Here is a 15,434-nt window from a genome sequence, read left to right as displayed (position 1 = left end):
GGCCGAGGATCGGGGTTCATCCCGCGTTCACCTGAGAAAGCCTTCCATGGCCCGATCAAGCACGAGGGCGACCGCCAAGGGAGGACGTGCGTGAGGAAGCTTTCGATCATCATCCTTGCTGCTACCGCGGCCGTGGCCGCGAGCCCCGCCGCGGCGCAGGACAATCGCCGCCAGGATTCGCGCACCAGCTGCACCGAGCAGAATCCGTGCAGCGAGAGCCGCGGGCGGTTCCTGTGGTTCTATGTCGGCCAGGACGAAGGCCAGCGCCCTACAAGGCGGGTCGTTCGCAGGCTGGCGCTGGACGACTAGACGGCCGGCGGGCGCGGAAGACCGCTAGTGCGGTCTTCCACGCGTCCGCGGCCCTCACACCACTCCGAACGCCAGCATGGCGTCGGCGACCTTCTTGAAGCCGGCGATGTTGGCGCCCTTCACATAGTCGACGTAGTCGTCCGACTTGCGGCCATATTCCAGGCAGCGGTCGTGAATGCCGTCCATGATGTCGCGCAGGAGCTGCTGGAGCTCCGATTCCTTCCACGAGCGGCGCTCGCTATTCTGGCTCATCTCGAGGCCGGACACCGCGACGCCGCCGGCGTTGGAGGCCTTGCCGGGCGCGTAGAGGAGCTGCGCATCCTTGAAGACGTGCACGCCTTCGAGGTCGGTCGGCATGTTGGCGCCTTCCGAGACCGCGAAGCAGCCGTTCTTGACGAGCGTTCGGGCATCCTCGCCGTTGAGCTCGTTCTGGGTCGCGCAGGGCATGGCGACGTCGCAGGGAACCGCCCAGGGACGGGCGCGGTCGCCGTGGAAAGTCGCGCCCTTGAACTCCTCGGCATATTGGCTGATGCGGCCGCGGCGGTGGGTCTTGTGGTCCTTGACCCACTGGATCTTCTCCAGCCCGATGCCATCGGGATCGTGAATGAACCCTTCCGAATCCGACAGGGTGACGACCTTGCCGCCGAGCTGCGTGATCTTCTCCGCCGCATGGGTGGCGACGTTGCCGGAGCCGGAGATCACCGCGGTGACTCCGGCCAGGTCACGGCCGCGGGTCTTGACCATGTTCTCGAGGAAATAGACCGCACCGTAGCCGGTCGCCTCGGGCCGGATCAGCGAGCCGCCATATTCGAGGCCCTTGCCGGTGAGCACGCCTTCCCAAGCATTGGTGATGCGCTTGTACTGGCCGAACATGAAGCCGATCTCGCGCGCGCCAACGCCGATGTCGCCGGCGGGCACGTCGACGTTCGCGCCGATATGGCGGTAGAGCTCGGTCATGAAGCTCTGGCAGAAGCGCATGATCTCGTTGACGCTCTTGCCCTTGGGATTGAAGTTCGCGCCGCCCTTGCCGCCGCCCATGGGCAGGCCGGTGAGCGCGTTCTTGAACGTCTGCTCGAAGGCGAGGAACTTGAGGATCGACTCGTTGACGCTCGGGTGGAAGCGGATGCCGCCCTTGTAGGGGCCGATCGCATTATTGTTCTGGACGCGGTAGCCGCGGTTCACGCGGATGCTGCCGTTGTCGTCCTCCCAGCAGACCCGGAACGAGACGACCCGGTCGGGCTCGGCGATTCGGCGCAGGATCTGCGCTTCGTGATATTCGACCTTGTCCTCGATGAAGTCGAAAATGTCCTCGGCCACCTCGCGGACAGCCTGGATGAACTCGGACTGGCCTGGATTGCGCCGGGCGACGCCCTCCATGAAGCCTTCAAGGTCGACGTGATCGGTAACGCTGGTCCTGTGCATTTGCATGACGCTGCTCCCCCACAGAGCGTGTTGCGGATGGGCACGGCGCCGCGGACGCGGAGTCGCGCTCTAAGTCCTGCATAGCACTTTTTACGGGAATGCCAGTGCGCCGCCGGAGCGGCGGTCGTGCCAGAATGCAGCTTGGTCGCCCGATCACCTCCCGCAAGCGGCAGCGAAGGACCTTAACCCGCCAGTATCGTCTCGATGCCGGCGCTGACTTCGGCGATCGGGGCCATGCCGTCGACCCGCTTCACCAGGCCGCGCGCCTCGTAGAAGGGGAGGATCGGCGCGGTCTTGGCGCGATATTCGGCCATGCGCTGGCGCACCGTCGCCTCATTGTCGTCGGCGCGGCGCTTGAACTGGTCGGAGCCGCATACGTCGCACAGGGTCGGGGTCCTGGGCAGCTTGTAGCGGTCGTGATAGCCCTCGCCGCACTTGGCGCAGGTGAAGCGGCCGGTGATCCGGTCGACCAGTGCGTCCTCGTCGACCTCCAGCTCGATGACGTGGTCAAGCTTGCGGCCGTGCTTGGCGAGCAGCCCTTCGAGCGATTCGGCCTGGGCGGCAGTTCGCGGATAGCCATCGAAGATCACGCCGCGGACCGGGCCGATCTGGGTCAGCTCGTCGTCGATCAGGCGGGTGACGATGTCGTCGGAGACGAGCTCGCCGGCTTCCATCACCGCCTTGGCCTCGAGGCCGACGGGCGTCTCGGCCTTGACCGCGGCACGAAGCATGTCGCCGGTCGACAGCTGGACCATGGCATGGTCCTTGACGAGGCGGCTCGCCTGCGTGCCCTTGCCCGCGCCCGGCGGGCCCAGAAGGATGATGTTCACCTGGAAGCCGTCCCCTGTTGCCCGCCCGGCCTTAGCGCCGGATCGTGCCGCCCTTCAACTTCGCCTTCTTGATGAGGTCGCCATATTGGTGGGCGAGCAGGTGGCTCTGGATCTGGGTCACCGTGTCCATGGTCACGTTGACCACGATCAGCAGGCTGGTGCCGCCGAGGTAGAAGGGGATGCCCGCCCGGGCGATCAGATATTCGGGCACCAGACAGATGATGGTGAGGTAGGCGGCACCGATCACGGTGATCCGGGTCAGCACGTAATCGAGATATTCCTCGGTGCGCTTGCCGGGACGGATGCCGGGGATGAAGCCGCCATGCTTCTTCAGATTGTCCGCCGTCTCCTCGGGATTGAACACCACCGAAACGTAGAAGAAGGTGAAGAAGATGATGCCGGCGCCGTAGAGCAGCATGTAGAGCGGCGCGCCGTGCTGCAGCCACTGGGTGAGCTGGATGACGAAATCGCCCCAGGCGCTCTCGCCGGTCTGCTGAGTGCCCGCGAACTGCGCGATCGTAAGCGGCATCAGCAGCAGCGACGAGGCGAAGATCGGCGGAATGACGTTGGCGGTGTTGACCTTCAAGGGCAGGTGAGAGCGCTCCTGCTGGATCTGGCCGCGCGCGGTCTGGCGCTTGGGATATTGGATCAGGATGCGGCGCTGGGCGCGCTCCACGAAGCAGATGAAGAGCACGAGGCTGGTGGCCAGCGCGATCAGCATGATGATCGTAACCGGCTGGAGGCTGCCCGTGCGGCCGCCTTCGAACAATTGCGCGAGGCTGGTCGGGAAGCTGGCGACGATGCCGGCCATGATGATCAGCGAGATGCCGTTGCCGATGCCGCGGCTGGTGATCTGCTCGCCGAGCCACATCAGGAACATGGTGCCGCCGACCAGGCTGATGACCGCGCTGATGCGGAACATCATGCCGGGATCGACGACCGCCGACTGGCCGCTGCCGGCGCCCCAGCTCTCGAGGCCGACGGCCATGAAATAGCCCTGCACGGCGCACAGCAGCACGGTGCCGTAGCGGGTGTACTGGTTCAGTTTTTTGCGCCCGCTCTCGCCCTCTTTCTTGAGGGCGGCGAGGGTGGGGGACATGCTCGAGGCGAGCTGGATGACGATCGAGGCGGTGATGTAGGGCATCACGCCCAGGGCGATGATCGACATGCGCTCGAGGCTGCCGCCCGAGAACATGTTGAAGAAATCGAGCACTCCACCGCGCGTGGTGTTGAACAGCGTCGTCAGCGCGCGCGGATCGAGGCCGGGCAGCGGGACGTAGCTGAGCAGGCGGAAGACGATCAGCGCGCCGAGGGTGAACCACAGCCTCTTCTTGAGGTCGGTCGCCTTGGCGAAGTTCGCCAGGCTGATGTTGGCGGCCATCTGTTCGGCTGCGGATGCCATGTTCGTCCTACTGCTGATTCACCGGGGCCGGTCGACCGACGCCCCGATATAGTGCTTTTGTCGGCGCTGCGAAGGGCCGCGCGTGGAATGGCTGGTCCCTATTGCAACGAAGCAACCCAACCCCGTTTCGCGAGGATGGATTGCTTCGTGTGTTTCGCAATGTGGGATCCGGCGAGGCCTTAGGCCTCGGCCTTCGCCTTGGCTTGCGAGCGAGCGCCCTTGCGGTGCTTCGCCTTCGCCTTGTCAGCCGCGGCCACCACTTCAATCACCTCGACCGAACCGCCGGCCTTTTCGATCGCCTCGCGGGCGCCGGCGCTGACGCCGGCGACGCGGAACGACAGCTTGGTCTTGAGCTCGCCCTTGCCGAGGATGCGGACGCCGTCCTTGCCGCCGCGGACCAGGCCGGCCTCGCGCAGCGCCGCCTGGTCGAGCGTCGCCTTGGCGTCGAGCTTCTTGGCATCGACCGCCTTCTGGATCGCGCCGATGTTCAGCTCGGCATAGTCCTTGGCGAACGGATTGTTGAAGCCGCGCTTCGGGAGCCGCATGTGGAGCGGCATCTGGCCGCCCTCGAAGCCGTTGATCGAGACGCCCGAGCGGCTGGTCTGGCCCTTCTGACCACGGCCGGCAGTCTTGCCGAGGCCGGAGCCGATGCCGCGGCCGACACGGACGCGGGACTTGCGGGCGCCAGGATTGTCGCGGAGATCGTTGAGTTTCATTGTCTGCACTCGCTTTCGCTTTTGTCGCGCTAAAAGGAAATCCCTCTCCCGCGCGAGCGGGAGAGGGGATTGGGACTTAGCCCTCGACCTGCACCATGTGCTGGACCTTGCGGATCATGCCGCGGACCTCGGGGGTGTCCTCGAGCTCCACCGTGCGGTGGCGCTTGTTGAGGCCGAGGCCGATCAGCGTCTTGCGCTGGCTCGGGTCGCGGCGGATCGGCGATCCGGTCTGGGTGATCTTCACTTTGGCCATGACGCTTACTCCGAAACCGCGAGGGCTTCCGCCTCGGCCGCCTCGGCCGAAGCGCCGCCGCGGCTGAGCAGGTCAGCGACCTTCTTGCCGCGGCGCTGGGCGACGGCCTTCGGGCTCGACTGATCCTTCAGCGCCTCGAAGGTCGCGCGGATCATGTTGTAGGGGTTGGACGTGCCGACCGACTTGGTCACCACGTCGGCGACGCCAAGGCTCTCGAACACGGCGCGCATCGGACCGCCGGCGATGATGCCGGTACCCGCCGGAGCGGTACGGACGTGGACCCTGCCGGCGCCGAAATGGCCGTTGCCGTCGTGATGAAGGGTGCGGCCCTCGCGCAGCGGCACGCGGACCATCGCCTTCTTGGCAGCCGCGGTCGCCTTGGAGATCGCCTCCGGCACTTCGCGCGCCTTGCCATGGCCGAAGCCGACCCGGCCCTTGCCGTCGCCAACGACGACCAAAGCCGCGAAGCCGAAGCGCTTGCCGCCCTTCACGGTCTTGGAGACGCGGTTGATGTGGACGAGCTTCTCGATGAGCTCCTCGCCACCATCGTCGTCGCCGCGTCCGCGCCGGTCGTCGCGCCGGCCACGGTTGCCGTCACGGCCGCCGCGACCGCGATTGTCGCCGCCGCCACCACGTCCGCCACGTCCGCGGCGCTGCTGCTGCTGCGGCTGCTGGTCGGTCGCCGGAGCCTCGGCGGCGGGAGCGCCGGCCTGGACTTCGGTGCCCTGCACTTCGGTATTCTCGTCAGCCATCATCAGAACTCCAGGCCGCCTTCGCGGGCGGCATCGGCGAGCGCCTTGACGCGCCCGTGGAAGAGGAAGCCGCCGCGATCGAAGATCACGCGGCTGACGCCGGCGGCCTTGGCGCGCTCGGCGATTCGCTTGCCGACTTCCTGCGCGGAGGCGACGGTGGCGCCGGGGCCCTTCGCGTCCTTCTCCAGGGTGGAGGCGGCGGCGAGGGTCTTGCCGGCGCGGTCGTCGATGACCTGCGCATAGATGTGGCGGCCGGAACGGTGCACCGACAGGCGCAGGCGGTCGCCGGCGCGCTTGCGAAGCGCGGTGCGGACTCGCTGGCGGCGGCGGTCGAAGAGGGAGAGCTTTGCCATCTTACTTCTTCTTGCCTTCTTTGCGGAAGATATACTCGCCGCGATACTTGATGCCCTTGCCCTTATAGGGCTCCGGCTTGCGCCAGCGGCGGATCTCGGCCGCGATCTGGCCGACACGCTGCTTGTCGATGCCGCTGATCTCGACCGTGGTCGGATCCGGGGTCTTGATGTCGATCCCCTCCGGCACCGGGATGTTCACGTCGTGGCTGTAGCCGAGCTGCAGCTTCAGGTTCTTGCCCTGGGCCGCGGCGCGGTAGCCGACGCCGGTGATCTCCAGCGTCTTGGTGAACCCTTCGGTGACGCCGGTGACGAGGTTCTGCACCAGGGTGCGCTGCATGCCCCAGAAGGCTCGCGCCGCCTTGGTGTCGTTCGCCGGCTTGACGACAATGCCGTCGCCTTCGACCTCGTAGCTGATCTCGTCACGCAGCTGCAGGGAGAGGGTGCCCTTGGGACCCTTCACGCTGAGCTGGCCGCCCTCGATCGTCGCGGTGACGCCGGCCGGGACCGGAATTGGTCGCTTGCCAATGCGGGACATTAGAAGACCTCCGCGAGCACTTCGCCGCCGACATTCTGGGCGCGCGCCTCGGCGTCGCTCAGAACGCCCTTCGGCGTCGACACGATGGTGATGCCCAGGCCGTTGCGGATGCGCGGCAGCTCCTGGGCGCCCGAATAGACCCGGCGGCCGGGCTTCGAGACACGGGAGACGTGCTGGATCGCGGGCTGGCCCTCGAAATATTTCAGCTCGATGCGCAGGCTCTTGTGAGCGCCCTGCTCATCTTCCTGATAGCCGCGGATGTAGCCCTCGCGCTGGAGCACGTCGAGCACGCGGGCGCGCAGCTTCGACGCCGGGCTCACCACGGAGTCCTTGCGCGCCTGCTGGCCGTTGCGGATGCGGGTGAGCATATCACCCAGGGGATCGGTCAATGGCATCGGTCTACCTTACCAGCTCGACTTCGTGAGGCCCGGGATCAGGCCCTTGTTGCCCAGTTCGCGCAGCATGACGCGCGACAGCCGGAACTTGCGATAATAAGCGCGCGGACGGCCCGTGAGCTCGCACCGATTGCGGATGCGGGTCGGGTTGCCGTTGCGCGGCACTTCGGCGAGCTTCAGGCGGGCCATCAGCCGCTCGGTCTCGTCCAGGCTTTCGTCGTTCGCCTGTGCCTTGAGCTTCGAAATGCGGCCGGCATACTTCTTCGCCAGCTTCTTGCGACGCTCGTTCTTGTTGATGGAACTCAGTTTCGCCATGACTTAAGTTCTCTTCCTTCTCGTGGAGCAGGTCCGCTTACGCGGCCTGCTTCTGATCCTGGTCCTGCGGGAACGGGAAGTTGAAGAGGCGCAGCAGCTCGCGCGCTTCCTCGTCCGTCTTCGCGGTGGTGGTGACGATGATGTCCATGCCCCGGACCTTGTCGACCTTGTCGTAGCTGATCTCCGGGAAGACCAGCTGCTCCTTGAGGCCCATGGCGTAGTTGCCACGGCCGTCGAACGACTTCGGGTTGAGGCCGCGGAAGTCGCGGACGCGCGGGAGCGCGATCGTGACCAGGCGGTCCAGGAACTCGTACATGCGCTCGCGGCGCAGCGTGACCTTGCAGCCGATCGCCATGCCTTCGCGCAGCTTGAACTGGGCGATCGACTTTTTGGCCTTGGCGATCACCGGCTTCTGGCCAGCGATCAGCTCCATCTCGGCCGCAGCGGTCTCGACCTTCTTCTTGTCCTGGGTCGCCTCGCCGATGCCCATGTTGAGCACGATCTTGTCGATCCGCGGGATTTCCATCCGGTTCTTGTAACCGAACTTCTCCATCATCGCGGGGGCGATGCGGTCGTCATAGTCCTTGCGCAGGCGCGGGGTGTATTTGTCAGCCATTGATCAGCTCTCCGGACTTCACGGCCACGCGGACCTTCTTGCCGTCGCGCTCCTCGAAGCGGACACGGGTCGGCTTGCCGGTCTTCGGGTCCTCGAGAGCGACCTTGGACACGTGCATCGGCGCTTCCGAGCGCTCGAGGCCGCCCTGCGGGTTGGCCTGGGACGGCTTGCGGTGACGGACGGCGATGTTCACGCCGGCAACCACGACCTTGCCTTCCTTCGGCATCGACTTCACGACTTCGCCGTGCTTGCCCTTGTCCTTGCCGGACAGGACCACGACCTTGTCGCCCTTCTTGATCTTGGCAGCAGCCATCACAGCACCTCGGGCGCGAGCGAAATGATCTTCATGTGCTTCTTCGCGCGCAGTTCGCGGACGACCGGCCCGAAGATACGGGTGCCGATCGGCTCCTGGTTGTTGTTCACGAGCACCGCGGCGTTGGAATCGAACCGGATGGTCGATCCGTCGGCACGGTGGATGTCCTTCGCGGTGCGAACGATGACGGCCTTGTGGACGTCGCCCTTCTTCACGCGGCCGCGCGGCGCGGCTTCCTTGACGGAGACGACGATGATGTCGCCAACGCCGGCGAAGCGCCGTTTGGAGCCGCCCAGCACCTTGATGCACTGGACGCGCTTGGCGCCGCTGTTGTCGGCGACGTCCAGGTTTGACTGCATCTGGATCATAGATCCATTCCTTTCACTTCAACCGGAACGGGTCCGGCGATCAGCTTCAACTCACCCGCTTGCGCGGAACTCAAACGTTGGCGTCGTCCGTGGCTCGGCCGGTGGCGCGGGTTCCGATCCGCTCCACGACCGTCCAAGTCTTCAGCTTCGAGATCGGCTTGGTCTCTTCGATCCGCACCGTCTCGCCCGCGCGGACCTCGTTGGTCTCGTCATGGGCATGATACTTCTTCGACCGGCGAATGATCTTGCCGTACAGCGGGTGCTTCACCCGCCGCTCGACCAGGACCACCACGGTCTTGTCGGTCTTGTCGGACACCACGGTCCCGGTCATGACGCGCTTCGGCATCTGGCGTTCTCCTTAAGCCTGCGCCTGGGCGGCACTGGCGCGCTGCGTCTGCAGCGTCTTGATCTGGGCGATGGAGCGACGCACCTCGCGAACGCGGCTCGGCTTCTCCAGCTGGTTGGTCGCCGCCTGGAAGCGCAGGTTGAACTGCTCACGCTTCAGGTCGGCGAGACGCTGGGCGAGCTCGTCGTCGGTGCGGGTGCGAAGGTCTTTGATGTCGGACATCTTGCTTAACCCTCAATCTGCTCGCCGAGGCGAGCAACGAACTTGACCTTGATCGGCAGCTTTTCAGCGGCACGCTCGAAGGCGACCTTGGCGAGCTCGCCGGGTACGCCGTCCAGCTCGAACAGGATGCGGCCCGGCTTCACGCGGGCGACCCAATATTCGGGCGAGCCCTTACCCTTACCCATGCGGACCTCGGTCGGCTTCGACGAGACCGGCACGTCCGGGAAGATGCGGATCCACAACCGGCCCTGACGGCGGATGTGGCGGGTGATGGCGCGGCGCGCCGCCTCGATCTGGCGGGCGGTGATCCGCTCCGGCTCCATGGCCTTGAGGCCGAAGGCGCCGAAGTTGAGCGCCGTGCCGCCCTTGGCGTCGCCATGGATGCGGCCCTTGAACGCCTTGCGGAATTTGGTGCGCTTTGGTTGCAGCATTTCTCTTATTCCTTAGCGGCGGTCGTCGCGGGCCGGGCGGACTCCGGAGGTCTGAGCCTCCATCATCAGCCGGTCCTGCGCGAGCGGGTCGTGACCGAGGATCTCGCCCTTGAAGATCCACACCTTCACGCCGCACACGCCGTAAGCGGTGTGGGCCGTGGCCTCCGCATAATCGACGTTCGCGCGCAGCGTGTGGAGCGGCACCCGGCCCTCACGGTACCATTCGGTGCGCGCGATCTCCGCGCCGCCGAGCCGGCCGCTACATGTAATACGGATTCCCTCGGCGCCAAGACGCAGCGCCGACTGAACCGCGCGCTTCATCGCGCGGCGGAAGGCGATGCGGCGCTCGAGTTGGTCGGCGACGCCCTGGGCGACGAGCTTGGAGTCGATCTCCGGCTTGCGGATCTCGACGATGTTGAGGCTGACGTCCGACGAGGTGAACTCGCGCAGCTTGCTGCGCAGCTTCTCGATGTCGGCGCCCTTCTTGCCGATGATCACGCCGGGGCGCGCGGCATAGATGGACACGCGGCACAGCTTGGCCGGACGCTCGATGACCACCTTGGAGATCGCCGCCTGCGGCAGCGTCTTCATGATGTACTGCCGCATCTTGAGATCTTCGAGCAGCAGCCGGCCATAATCGTCGCCGCGGGCGAACCAGCGGCTGTCCCAGGTCCGGTTGATCTGCAGGCGCAGACCGATGGGGGAGGTTTTCTGACCCATATGCTTATGCTTCCTGCTGCTCGCGCACGACAATGCGCAGCCGGCTGAACGGCTTGACGATGCGGGTGCCGCGGCCGCGGGCGCGGGCGGCGAAGCGCTTCATGGTGATCGACTTGCCCACGCTCGCCTCGGCAACCACCAGGCTGTCGACGTCGAGATTGTGGTTGTTCTCGGCATTGGCGATCGCGGAGGCGAGCACCTTGCGCGCATCCACCGCCATCGCCTTCGGCGAGAAGGAGAGGATGTTGAGAGCCTCTTCGGCCTTCTTGCCGCGGATCATCTGAGCGACGAGGTTGAGCTTCTGGGCCGAGCCACGGATCATCGTGCCCACGGCCAGCGCCTCGTTCTCCGCCACGCGGCGGGGATTCTTGGCCTGTCCCATTAGCGCTTGCCCTTCTTGTCGGCAGCGTGACCCGGGAAGTAGCGGGTCGGCGCGAACTCGCCGAGCTTCATGCCGACCATCTCCTCGGAGACGGACACGGGCACGAACTTGCGGCCGTTATAAACATTGAAGGTGAGGCCGACGAAGTCGGGCAGGATGGTGGAACGGCGCGACCAGGTCTTGATCGGCGCACGGGCATTGGTCTCCTGCGCGGTCTGAGCCTTTTTCAGCAGGCTCAGCTCGACGAACGGACCTTTCCAGACGGAACGGGCCATGACTTACCTCTTCTTCTTCGCGTGACGTGACCGGATGATCATCTTGTCCGTCGCCTTGTTGGAACGGGTGCGGGCACCCTTGGTCGGCTTGCCCCACGGAGTGACCGGATGACGGCCGCCCGAGGTGCGGCCTTCACCGCCGCCGTGCGGGTGGTCGACCGGGTTCTTAGCGACGCCGCGGGTGAGCGGACGGCGACCCTGCCAGCGGGTGCGGCCGGCCTTGCCGAAATTCTGGTTCTGGTTGTCGGGGTTCGAGACCGCGCCAACCGTGCCCATGCAATCGCTGCGGATGTAGCGCTGCTCACCCGAATTCAGGCGGACGATCACCATTCCGCGGTCGCGGCCGACAACCTGGACATAGGTCCCGGCGGCGCGGGCGATCTGGCCGCCCTTGCCCGGCTTCATCTCCACGTTGTGGACGATGGTGCCGACCGGCATCTGGCCCAGCTCCATCGCGTTGCCCGGCTTCACGTCGACCTTCTTGCCGGCGATCACCTGGTCGCCGACGGCAAGCCGCTGCGGCGCGAGGATGTAGGCGAGCTCGCCGTCCTCGTACTTAACGAGGGCGATGAACGCAGTGCGGTTCGGGTCATATTCCAGACGCTCGACGGTCGCGACCATGTCCCACTTGCGGCGCTTGAAATCGACGTAGCGATAGCGCTGCTTGTGGCCGCCGGCGATTCCGCGCGACGTGACGTGGCCCTTGTTGTTGCGGCCGCCGGTCTTGCGCTTGCCCTCGGTGAGAGCCTTGACCGGCTTGCCCTTCCACAGGGACGACTTGTCGACCAGGATCAGGCCGCGCTGCGACGAGGTGGTCGGATTGTAGGTCTTGAGTGCCATGGTCCGCCTCAGATCCCGGTGGTGATGTCGATCGACTGGCCTTCGGCCAGGGTCACGACAGCCTTCTTGAAGTCAGACCGGCGGTAGGGGGTGCCCTTCCAACGCTTGGTCTTGCCCTTCTGGGTGATGGTGTTCACGCCGGTGACGTTCACGTTGAACAGGGCCTCGACCGCAGCCTTGATCTGCGGCTTGGAGGCACCTCCGGCGACCTTGAACACGACCGCGTTCTGCTCGGAGAGCAGGGTCGCCTTCTCGGTGATGTGCGGCGCGAGGACGACATCATAATGATTGATGTCGACCGCCGCCTGCTTGGTCGGCTTCTTAGCCATTGAAGCGGGCCTCCAGCTTCTCGACCGCGGCGCGGGTCAGCACCAGCGTCTCGTGGTTGAGGATGTCGTAAACGTTGGCGCCGATCGCCGGCAGGAGATTGATCTCCGCCAGGTTCGACGAGGCACGGGCGAAGCCGACGCTGACCGCGTCACCGTCGATCACCAGCGCCTTGCGGCCGAAGCCGAGGCCGGCGAGGTTGCCCTTGAGCACCTTGGTCTTGGCGTCGCTCATGTCGAGATTGTCGAGCACGACCAGCTGGCCGTCGCGGGCCTTGGCCGAGAGCGCCATCTTGAGACCGAGCGCGCGGACCTTCTTGTTCAGCGACGGATTGAAGTCGCGGACCCGCGGGCCGTGCGCCTTGCCGCCGCCGATGAAGATCGGCGCCTTGCGATCGCCGTGACGGGCGGTGCCGCCGCCCTTCTGGCGACCGAACTTCTTGCCGGTGCGGGCGACGTCGGAGCGCTCGCGGGCGGCGCGGGCGGTGCCGCGGCGCTTCTCGAGCTGCCAGGTGACGACACGGTGCAGGATGTCGGCGCGCGGCTCGATGCCGAACACGTCGTCATTGAGCTCGATGACCGAGCCCTTGCCGCCGTCGAGGGTTTTGGTGGTGACCTTCATGGCTTAACCTTCCTGGCCCGCGGTTTCGGCCGGAGCTTCGGCAGCGGGCGCCTCGTTGGCGGCAGCGGCCTGGCGAATGCCGGCAGGGTAGGGGACATTGTCCGGACGCGAGACCTTCACGGCGTCGCGAACGAGCAGCCAGCTGCCCTTGTGACCGGGCACGGAGCCCTTCACGAAGAGGAGGCCGCGCTCGACGTCGGTGCGGACGATCTCGAGATTCTGCTGGGTACGGGTGCGAGCACCCATGTGGCCGGCCATCTTCTTGTTCTTGAAGACCTTGCCGGGATCCTGGCGCTGACCGGTCGAACCGTGCGAACGGTGCGAGACCGAGACGCCGTGGGTGGCGCGAAGACCGCCGAAGCCCCAGCGCTTCATGGCGCCGGCGAAGCCCTTACCCTGGGTGACGCCCTGGACGTCGACCATCTGGCCGGCGATGAAATGGTCGGCCGAAATGGTCGCGCCGACGTCGAGGAGGGCATCCTCGGCGACACGGAATTCGGCCAGACGCGCCTTCGGCTCCACCTCGGCCTTGCCGAAGTGACCGCGCTCGGGCTTGGTCAGGTTCTTGGCCTTGGCGCTGCCAGCGCCAAGCTGGACGGCAACATAGCCATCACGATCGGTTTCGCGACGGGCGACGACCTGGACATTGTCGAGAGCCAGAACGGTTACCGGCACGTGCCGGCCGTCGTCCTGGAACAGACGGGTCATCCCCATTTTCTTCGCGATCACGCCAGTGCGCATGATCCACTCACTCCTATGCATAGGCCCCCGACGACATGCCGGGGGCGTGCAAGCCCGAATGTGATGCGTGCCCCGCCTGGGCTTGTGCCTCGCGTGTGAAGCGAGACGGCGGGGACGCAGGCCGCAGCGTCGCTGCGCGGTATCACCCTAGTCGCGCGCTTCCGATGGAAGCGCTGCCGGCCGTCAGGCCAGCTTGATCTCGACGTCGACGCCGGCGGCCAGATCGAGCTTCATCAGCGCGTCGACCGTCTGCGGCGTGGGCTGCACGATGTCGAGCAGCCGCTTGTAGGTCCGGACCTCGAACTGCTCGCGCGACTTCTTGTCGACGTGCGGCGAACGGTTGACCGTGAACTTCTCGATCAGCGTCGGCAGTGGAATGGGTCCGCGGATGAGCGCGCCGGTGCGGCGGGCGGTGTCGGCGATGTCGCCGGTCGCCTGATCGAGGACGCGATGGTCGAACGCCTTCAGGCGAATGCGGATGTTGTTGGTATCCATTTCCACTTTACCGATGCGAAAGAGCCTGGGCCCGTGACCGGGCCTCTTGCTGTTCAAATTCCAGAAGAAGCGCGCCCCTGCCAGAGGCGTGGTTCGAAATCAACCCCTTTCGAGCCGGATCGGCCCGGCTCGCGGTCGAATTCGGGCCACGCCCGATGTGGGGTGCCTTCATAAAAAGGGAAGGCCCGGCTCCCTTGCGGGAACCGGGCCTCCTGAACCCTTACGAAGTAGCGTGACGCTTACTTCGTGATGGTGCCGACGACGCCGGCGCCAACCGTGCGGCCGCCTTCGCGAATGGCGAAGCGCAGACCCTGGTCCATGGCGATCGGAGCGATCAGCTTCACGGCGAGCGTCACGTTGTCGCCCGGCATGACCATCTCGGTGCCTTCCGGCAGGACCACTTCGCCCGTCACGTCGGTCGTGCGGAAGTAGAACTGCGGACGGTAGTTGGCGAAGAACGGCGTGTGACGGCCGCCCTCGTCCTTCGACAGGACGTACACCTCGGCCGAGAAGTCGGTGTGCGGGGTGATCGAGCCCGGCTTGGCCAGAACCTGGCCACGCTCGACTTCCTCACGGCCGACGCCGCGGATCAGAGCGCCGATGTTGTCGCCGGCCTGGCCCTGGTCGAGCAGCTTGCGGAACATCTCGACGCCGGTGACGACGGTCTTGCGGGTGTCCTTGATGCCGACGATCTCGACTTCCTCGCCAACCTTGACGATTCCGGTCTCGACGCGACCGGTGACGACGGTGCCGCGGCCCGAGATCGAGAACACGTCCTCGATCGGCATCAGGAACGGCTTGTCGAGCGGGCGCTCCGGCTGCGGGATCCACTCGTCGACCGCCTTCATCAGCTCCAGAATCGCGTCCTGGCCGAGCTTCTTGTCCGAACCCGACAGCGCGGCAGTGGCCGAGCCGCGGATGATCGGAATGTTGTCGCCGTCGAAATCGCGCTTGGACAGCTCCTCGCGGATTTCCATCTCGACCAGCTCGAGGATTTCCTCGTCGTCGACCAGGTCGGCCTTGTTCATGAACACGACCATGGTCGGAACGCCGACCTGCTTGGCGAGCAGGATGTGCTCCTTGGTCTGCGGCATCGGACCGTCGGTGGCCGACACGACCAGGATCGCGCCGTCCATTTGCGCCGCGCCGGTGATCATGTTCTTCACATAGTCGGCGTGGCCCGGGCAGTCGACGTGCGCGTAGTGGCGGGCGTCGGTCTCATACTCGACGTGCGCGGTCGAGATGGTGATGCCGCGCTCACGCTCTTCCGGCGCCTTGTCGATGTTGGCGAAGTCGACCGCCGCGTTGCCCGCGACGTTCTCCGACAGCACCTTGGTGATGGCCGCGGTCAGCGAGGTCTTGCCGTGGTCGACGTGACCGATGGTGCCGATGTTGCAGTGCGGCTTGTTCCGCTCAAACTTAGCTTTCGCCATTATGCCAAACCCTTCGTTTTCT

General features: G+C 65.8%; 26 protein-coding genes. 1 reads left to right on the top strand and 25 read right to left on the bottom strand.

Features of this window, described 5'->3' with window-relative positions:
* Positions 1-90: 90 nt before the first annotated feature.
* Complete coding sequence (locus G7B71_RS07680) at positions 91-309, top strand: hypothetical protein (RefSeq protein ID WP_166039551.1); 219 nt, start codon at positions 91-93, stop codon at positions 307-309.
* Positions 310-363: 54 nt separating this feature from the next.
* Here the strand turns inward: G7B71_RS07680 and gdhA are convergent, their stop codons facing one another.
* The 25 genes from gdhA to tuf all read right to left on the bottom strand — a co-directional run bounded on the left by gdhA (position 364) and on the right by tuf (position 15,412).
* On the bottom strand, positions 364-1,737 hold the full coding sequence (gene gdhA / locus G7B71_RS07675; RefSeq protein ID WP_347708443.1) for an NADP-specific glutamate dehydrogenase: 1,374 nt from the start codon (positions 1,735-1,737) through the stop codon (positions 364-366).
* A 176-nt stretch (positions 1,738-1,913) separates the two neighbouring features.
* The gene (locus G7B71_RS07670; protein WP_166039549.1) at positions 1,914-2,561 is read right to left on the bottom strand and encodes an adenylate kinase; all 648 of its coding nucleotides are present in this window, start codon (positions 2,559-2,561) and stop codon (positions 1,914-1,916) included.
* A 31-nt stretch (positions 2,562-2,592) separates the two neighbouring features.
* Entirely contained in the window at positions 2,593-3,963 is a 1,371-nt protein-coding gene (secY, locus tag G7B71_RS07665; protein WP_166039547.1) for a preprotein translocase subunit SecY, read from the bottom strand.
* Positions 3,964-4,142: 179 nt separating this feature from the next.
* Positions 4,143-4,679: a 50S ribosomal protein L15 gene (gene rplO / locus G7B71_RS07660; RefSeq protein WP_166039582.1), complete on the bottom strand. Its 537-nt coding sequence runs from the start codon at positions 4,677-4,679 to the stop codon at positions 4,143-4,145.
* Positions 4,680-4,755: 76 nt separating this feature from the next.
* On the bottom strand, positions 4,756-4,932 hold the full coding sequence (gene rpmD, locus G7B71_RS07655) for a 50S ribosomal protein L30 (RefSeq protein WP_166039545.1): 177 nt from the start codon (positions 4,930-4,932) through the stop codon (positions 4,756-4,758).
* Between the two features lie 5 nt (positions 4,933-4,937).
* Positions 4,938-5,684, bottom strand: coding sequence for a 30S ribosomal protein S5 (rpsE, locus tag G7B71_RS07650; RefSeq protein WP_166039543.1), 747 nt, complete (start codon positions 5,682-5,684; stop codon positions 4,938-4,940).
* A 2-nt stretch (positions 5,685-5,686) separates the two neighbouring features.
* The gene (gene rplR / locus G7B71_RS07645) at positions 5,687-6,037 is read right to left on the bottom strand and encodes a 50S ribosomal protein L18 (protein WP_166039541.1); all 351 of its coding nucleotides are present in this window, start codon (positions 6,035-6,037) and stop codon (positions 5,687-5,689) included.
* Position 6,038: 1 nt separating this feature from the next.
* On the bottom strand, positions 6,039-6,572 hold the full coding sequence (rplF, locus tag G7B71_RS07640) for a 50S ribosomal protein L6 (protein ID WP_166039539.1): 534 nt from the start codon (positions 6,570-6,572) through the stop codon (positions 6,039-6,041).
* Positions 6,572-6,967 (bottom strand): 30S ribosomal protein S8, encoded by a 396-nt coding sequence (gene rpsH, locus G7B71_RS07635; protein ID WP_166039537.1) that lies wholly within the window; start codon positions 6,965-6,967, stop codon positions 6,572-6,574. Before rpsH ends, rplF begins: the two co-directional genes overlap by 1 nt.
* A 9-nt stretch (positions 6,968-6,976) precedes the next feature.
* A complete protein-coding gene (gene rpsN / locus G7B71_RS07630) occupies positions 6,977-7,282 on the bottom strand; it encodes a 30S ribosomal protein S14 (protein ID WP_166039535.1) in 306 nt (101 codons plus the stop codon).
* 37 nt (positions 7,283-7,319) lie between these two features.
* Positions 7,320-7,898, bottom strand: a complete 579-nt coding sequence (rplE, locus tag G7B71_RS07625) for a 50S ribosomal protein L5 (protein WP_166039533.1) — start codon at positions 7,896-7,898, stop codon at positions 7,320-7,322.
* A complete protein-coding gene (gene rplX, locus G7B71_RS07620) occupies positions 7,891-8,211 on the bottom strand; it encodes a 50S ribosomal protein L24 (protein WP_166039532.1) in 321 nt (106 codons plus the stop codon). The genes rplE and rplX overlap by 8 nt, the downstream gene beginning before the upstream one ends.
* Positions 8,211-8,579: a 50S ribosomal protein L14 gene (rplN, locus tag G7B71_RS07615; RefSeq protein ID WP_166039530.1), complete on the bottom strand. Its 369-nt coding sequence runs from the start codon at positions 8,577-8,579 to the stop codon at positions 8,211-8,213. The genes rplX and rplN overlap by 1 nt, the downstream gene beginning before the upstream one ends.
* A 70-nt stretch (positions 8,580-8,649) precedes the next feature.
* Positions 8,650-8,925, bottom strand: a complete 276-nt coding sequence (rpsQ, locus tag G7B71_RS07610; RefSeq protein ID WP_166039528.1) for a 30S ribosomal protein S17 — start codon at positions 8,923-8,925, stop codon at positions 8,650-8,652.
* Between the two features lie 12 nt (positions 8,926-8,937).
* Entirely contained in the window at positions 8,938-9,147 is a 210-nt protein-coding gene (gene rpmC / locus G7B71_RS07605) for a 50S ribosomal protein L29 (protein ID WP_166039526.1), read from the bottom strand.
* Between the two features lie 5 nt (positions 9,148-9,152).
* The gene (gene rplP / locus G7B71_RS07600) at positions 9,153-9,578 is read right to left on the bottom strand and encodes a 50S ribosomal protein L16 (RefSeq protein ID WP_166039524.1); all 426 of its coding nucleotides are present in this window, start codon (positions 9,576-9,578) and stop codon (positions 9,153-9,155) included.
* A gap of 12 nt (positions 9,579-9,590) precedes the next feature.
* Complete coding sequence (gene rpsC / locus G7B71_RS07595; protein ID WP_166039522.1) at positions 9,591-10,298, bottom strand: 30S ribosomal protein S3; 708 nt, start codon at positions 10,296-10,298, stop codon at positions 9,591-9,593.
* Between the two features lie 4 nt (positions 10,299-10,302).
* On the bottom strand, positions 10,303-10,680 hold the full coding sequence (gene rplV / locus G7B71_RS07590; protein WP_166039520.1) for a 50S ribosomal protein L22: 378 nt from the start codon (positions 10,678-10,680) through the stop codon (positions 10,303-10,305).
* Complete coding sequence (gene rpsS, locus G7B71_RS07585; RefSeq protein WP_166039517.1) at positions 10,680-10,955, bottom strand: 30S ribosomal protein S19; 276 nt, start codon at positions 10,953-10,955, stop codon at positions 10,680-10,682. Before rpsS ends, rplV begins: the two co-directional genes overlap by 1 nt.
* Before the next feature lie 3 nt (positions 10,956-10,958).
* Entirely contained in the window at positions 10,959-11,795 is an 837-nt protein-coding gene (gene rplB, locus G7B71_RS07580) for a 50S ribosomal protein L2 (protein WP_166039515.1), read from the bottom strand.
* Between the two features lie 8 nt (positions 11,796-11,803).
* Positions 11,804-12,124: a 50S ribosomal protein L23 gene (locus G7B71_RS07575; RefSeq protein ID WP_166039513.1), complete on the bottom strand. Its 321-nt coding sequence runs from the start codon at positions 12,122-12,124 to the stop codon at positions 11,804-11,806.
* Entirely contained in the window at positions 12,117-12,743 is a 627-nt protein-coding gene (rplD, locus tag G7B71_RS07570) for a 50S ribosomal protein L4 (RefSeq protein ID WP_166039511.1), read from the bottom strand. The genes G7B71_RS07575 and rplD overlap by 8 nt, the downstream gene beginning before the upstream one ends.
* Positions 12,744-12,746: 3 nt before the next feature.
* Complete coding sequence (gene rplC, locus G7B71_RS07565; RefSeq protein WP_166039509.1) at positions 12,747-13,484, bottom strand: 50S ribosomal protein L3; 738 nt, start codon at positions 13,482-13,484, stop codon at positions 12,747-12,749.
* 183 nt (positions 13,485-13,667) lie between these two features.
* Positions 13,668-13,979, bottom strand: a complete 312-nt coding sequence (gene rpsJ / locus G7B71_RS07560) for a 30S ribosomal protein S10 (RefSeq protein WP_166039507.1) — start codon at positions 13,977-13,979, stop codon at positions 13,668-13,670.
* A gap of 239 nt (positions 13,980-14,218) precedes the next feature.
* Positions 14,219-15,412, bottom strand: coding sequence for an elongation factor Tu (gene tuf / locus G7B71_RS07555; protein ID WP_166039505.1), 1,194 nt, complete (start codon positions 15,410-15,412; stop codon positions 14,219-14,221).
* Positions 15,413-15,434: the final 22 nt, after the last annotated feature.

The sequence above is a fragment of the Sphingosinicella sp. YJ22 genome, from assembly GCF_011320075.1.
Classification (GTDB): domain Bacteria; phylum Pseudomonadota; class Alphaproteobacteria; order Sphingomonadales; family Sphingomonadaceae; genus Allosphingosinicella.
The sequence above is the reverse complement of the archived record's forward strand: the minus strand, read 5'-3'. Positions and strand labels throughout refer to the sequence as shown.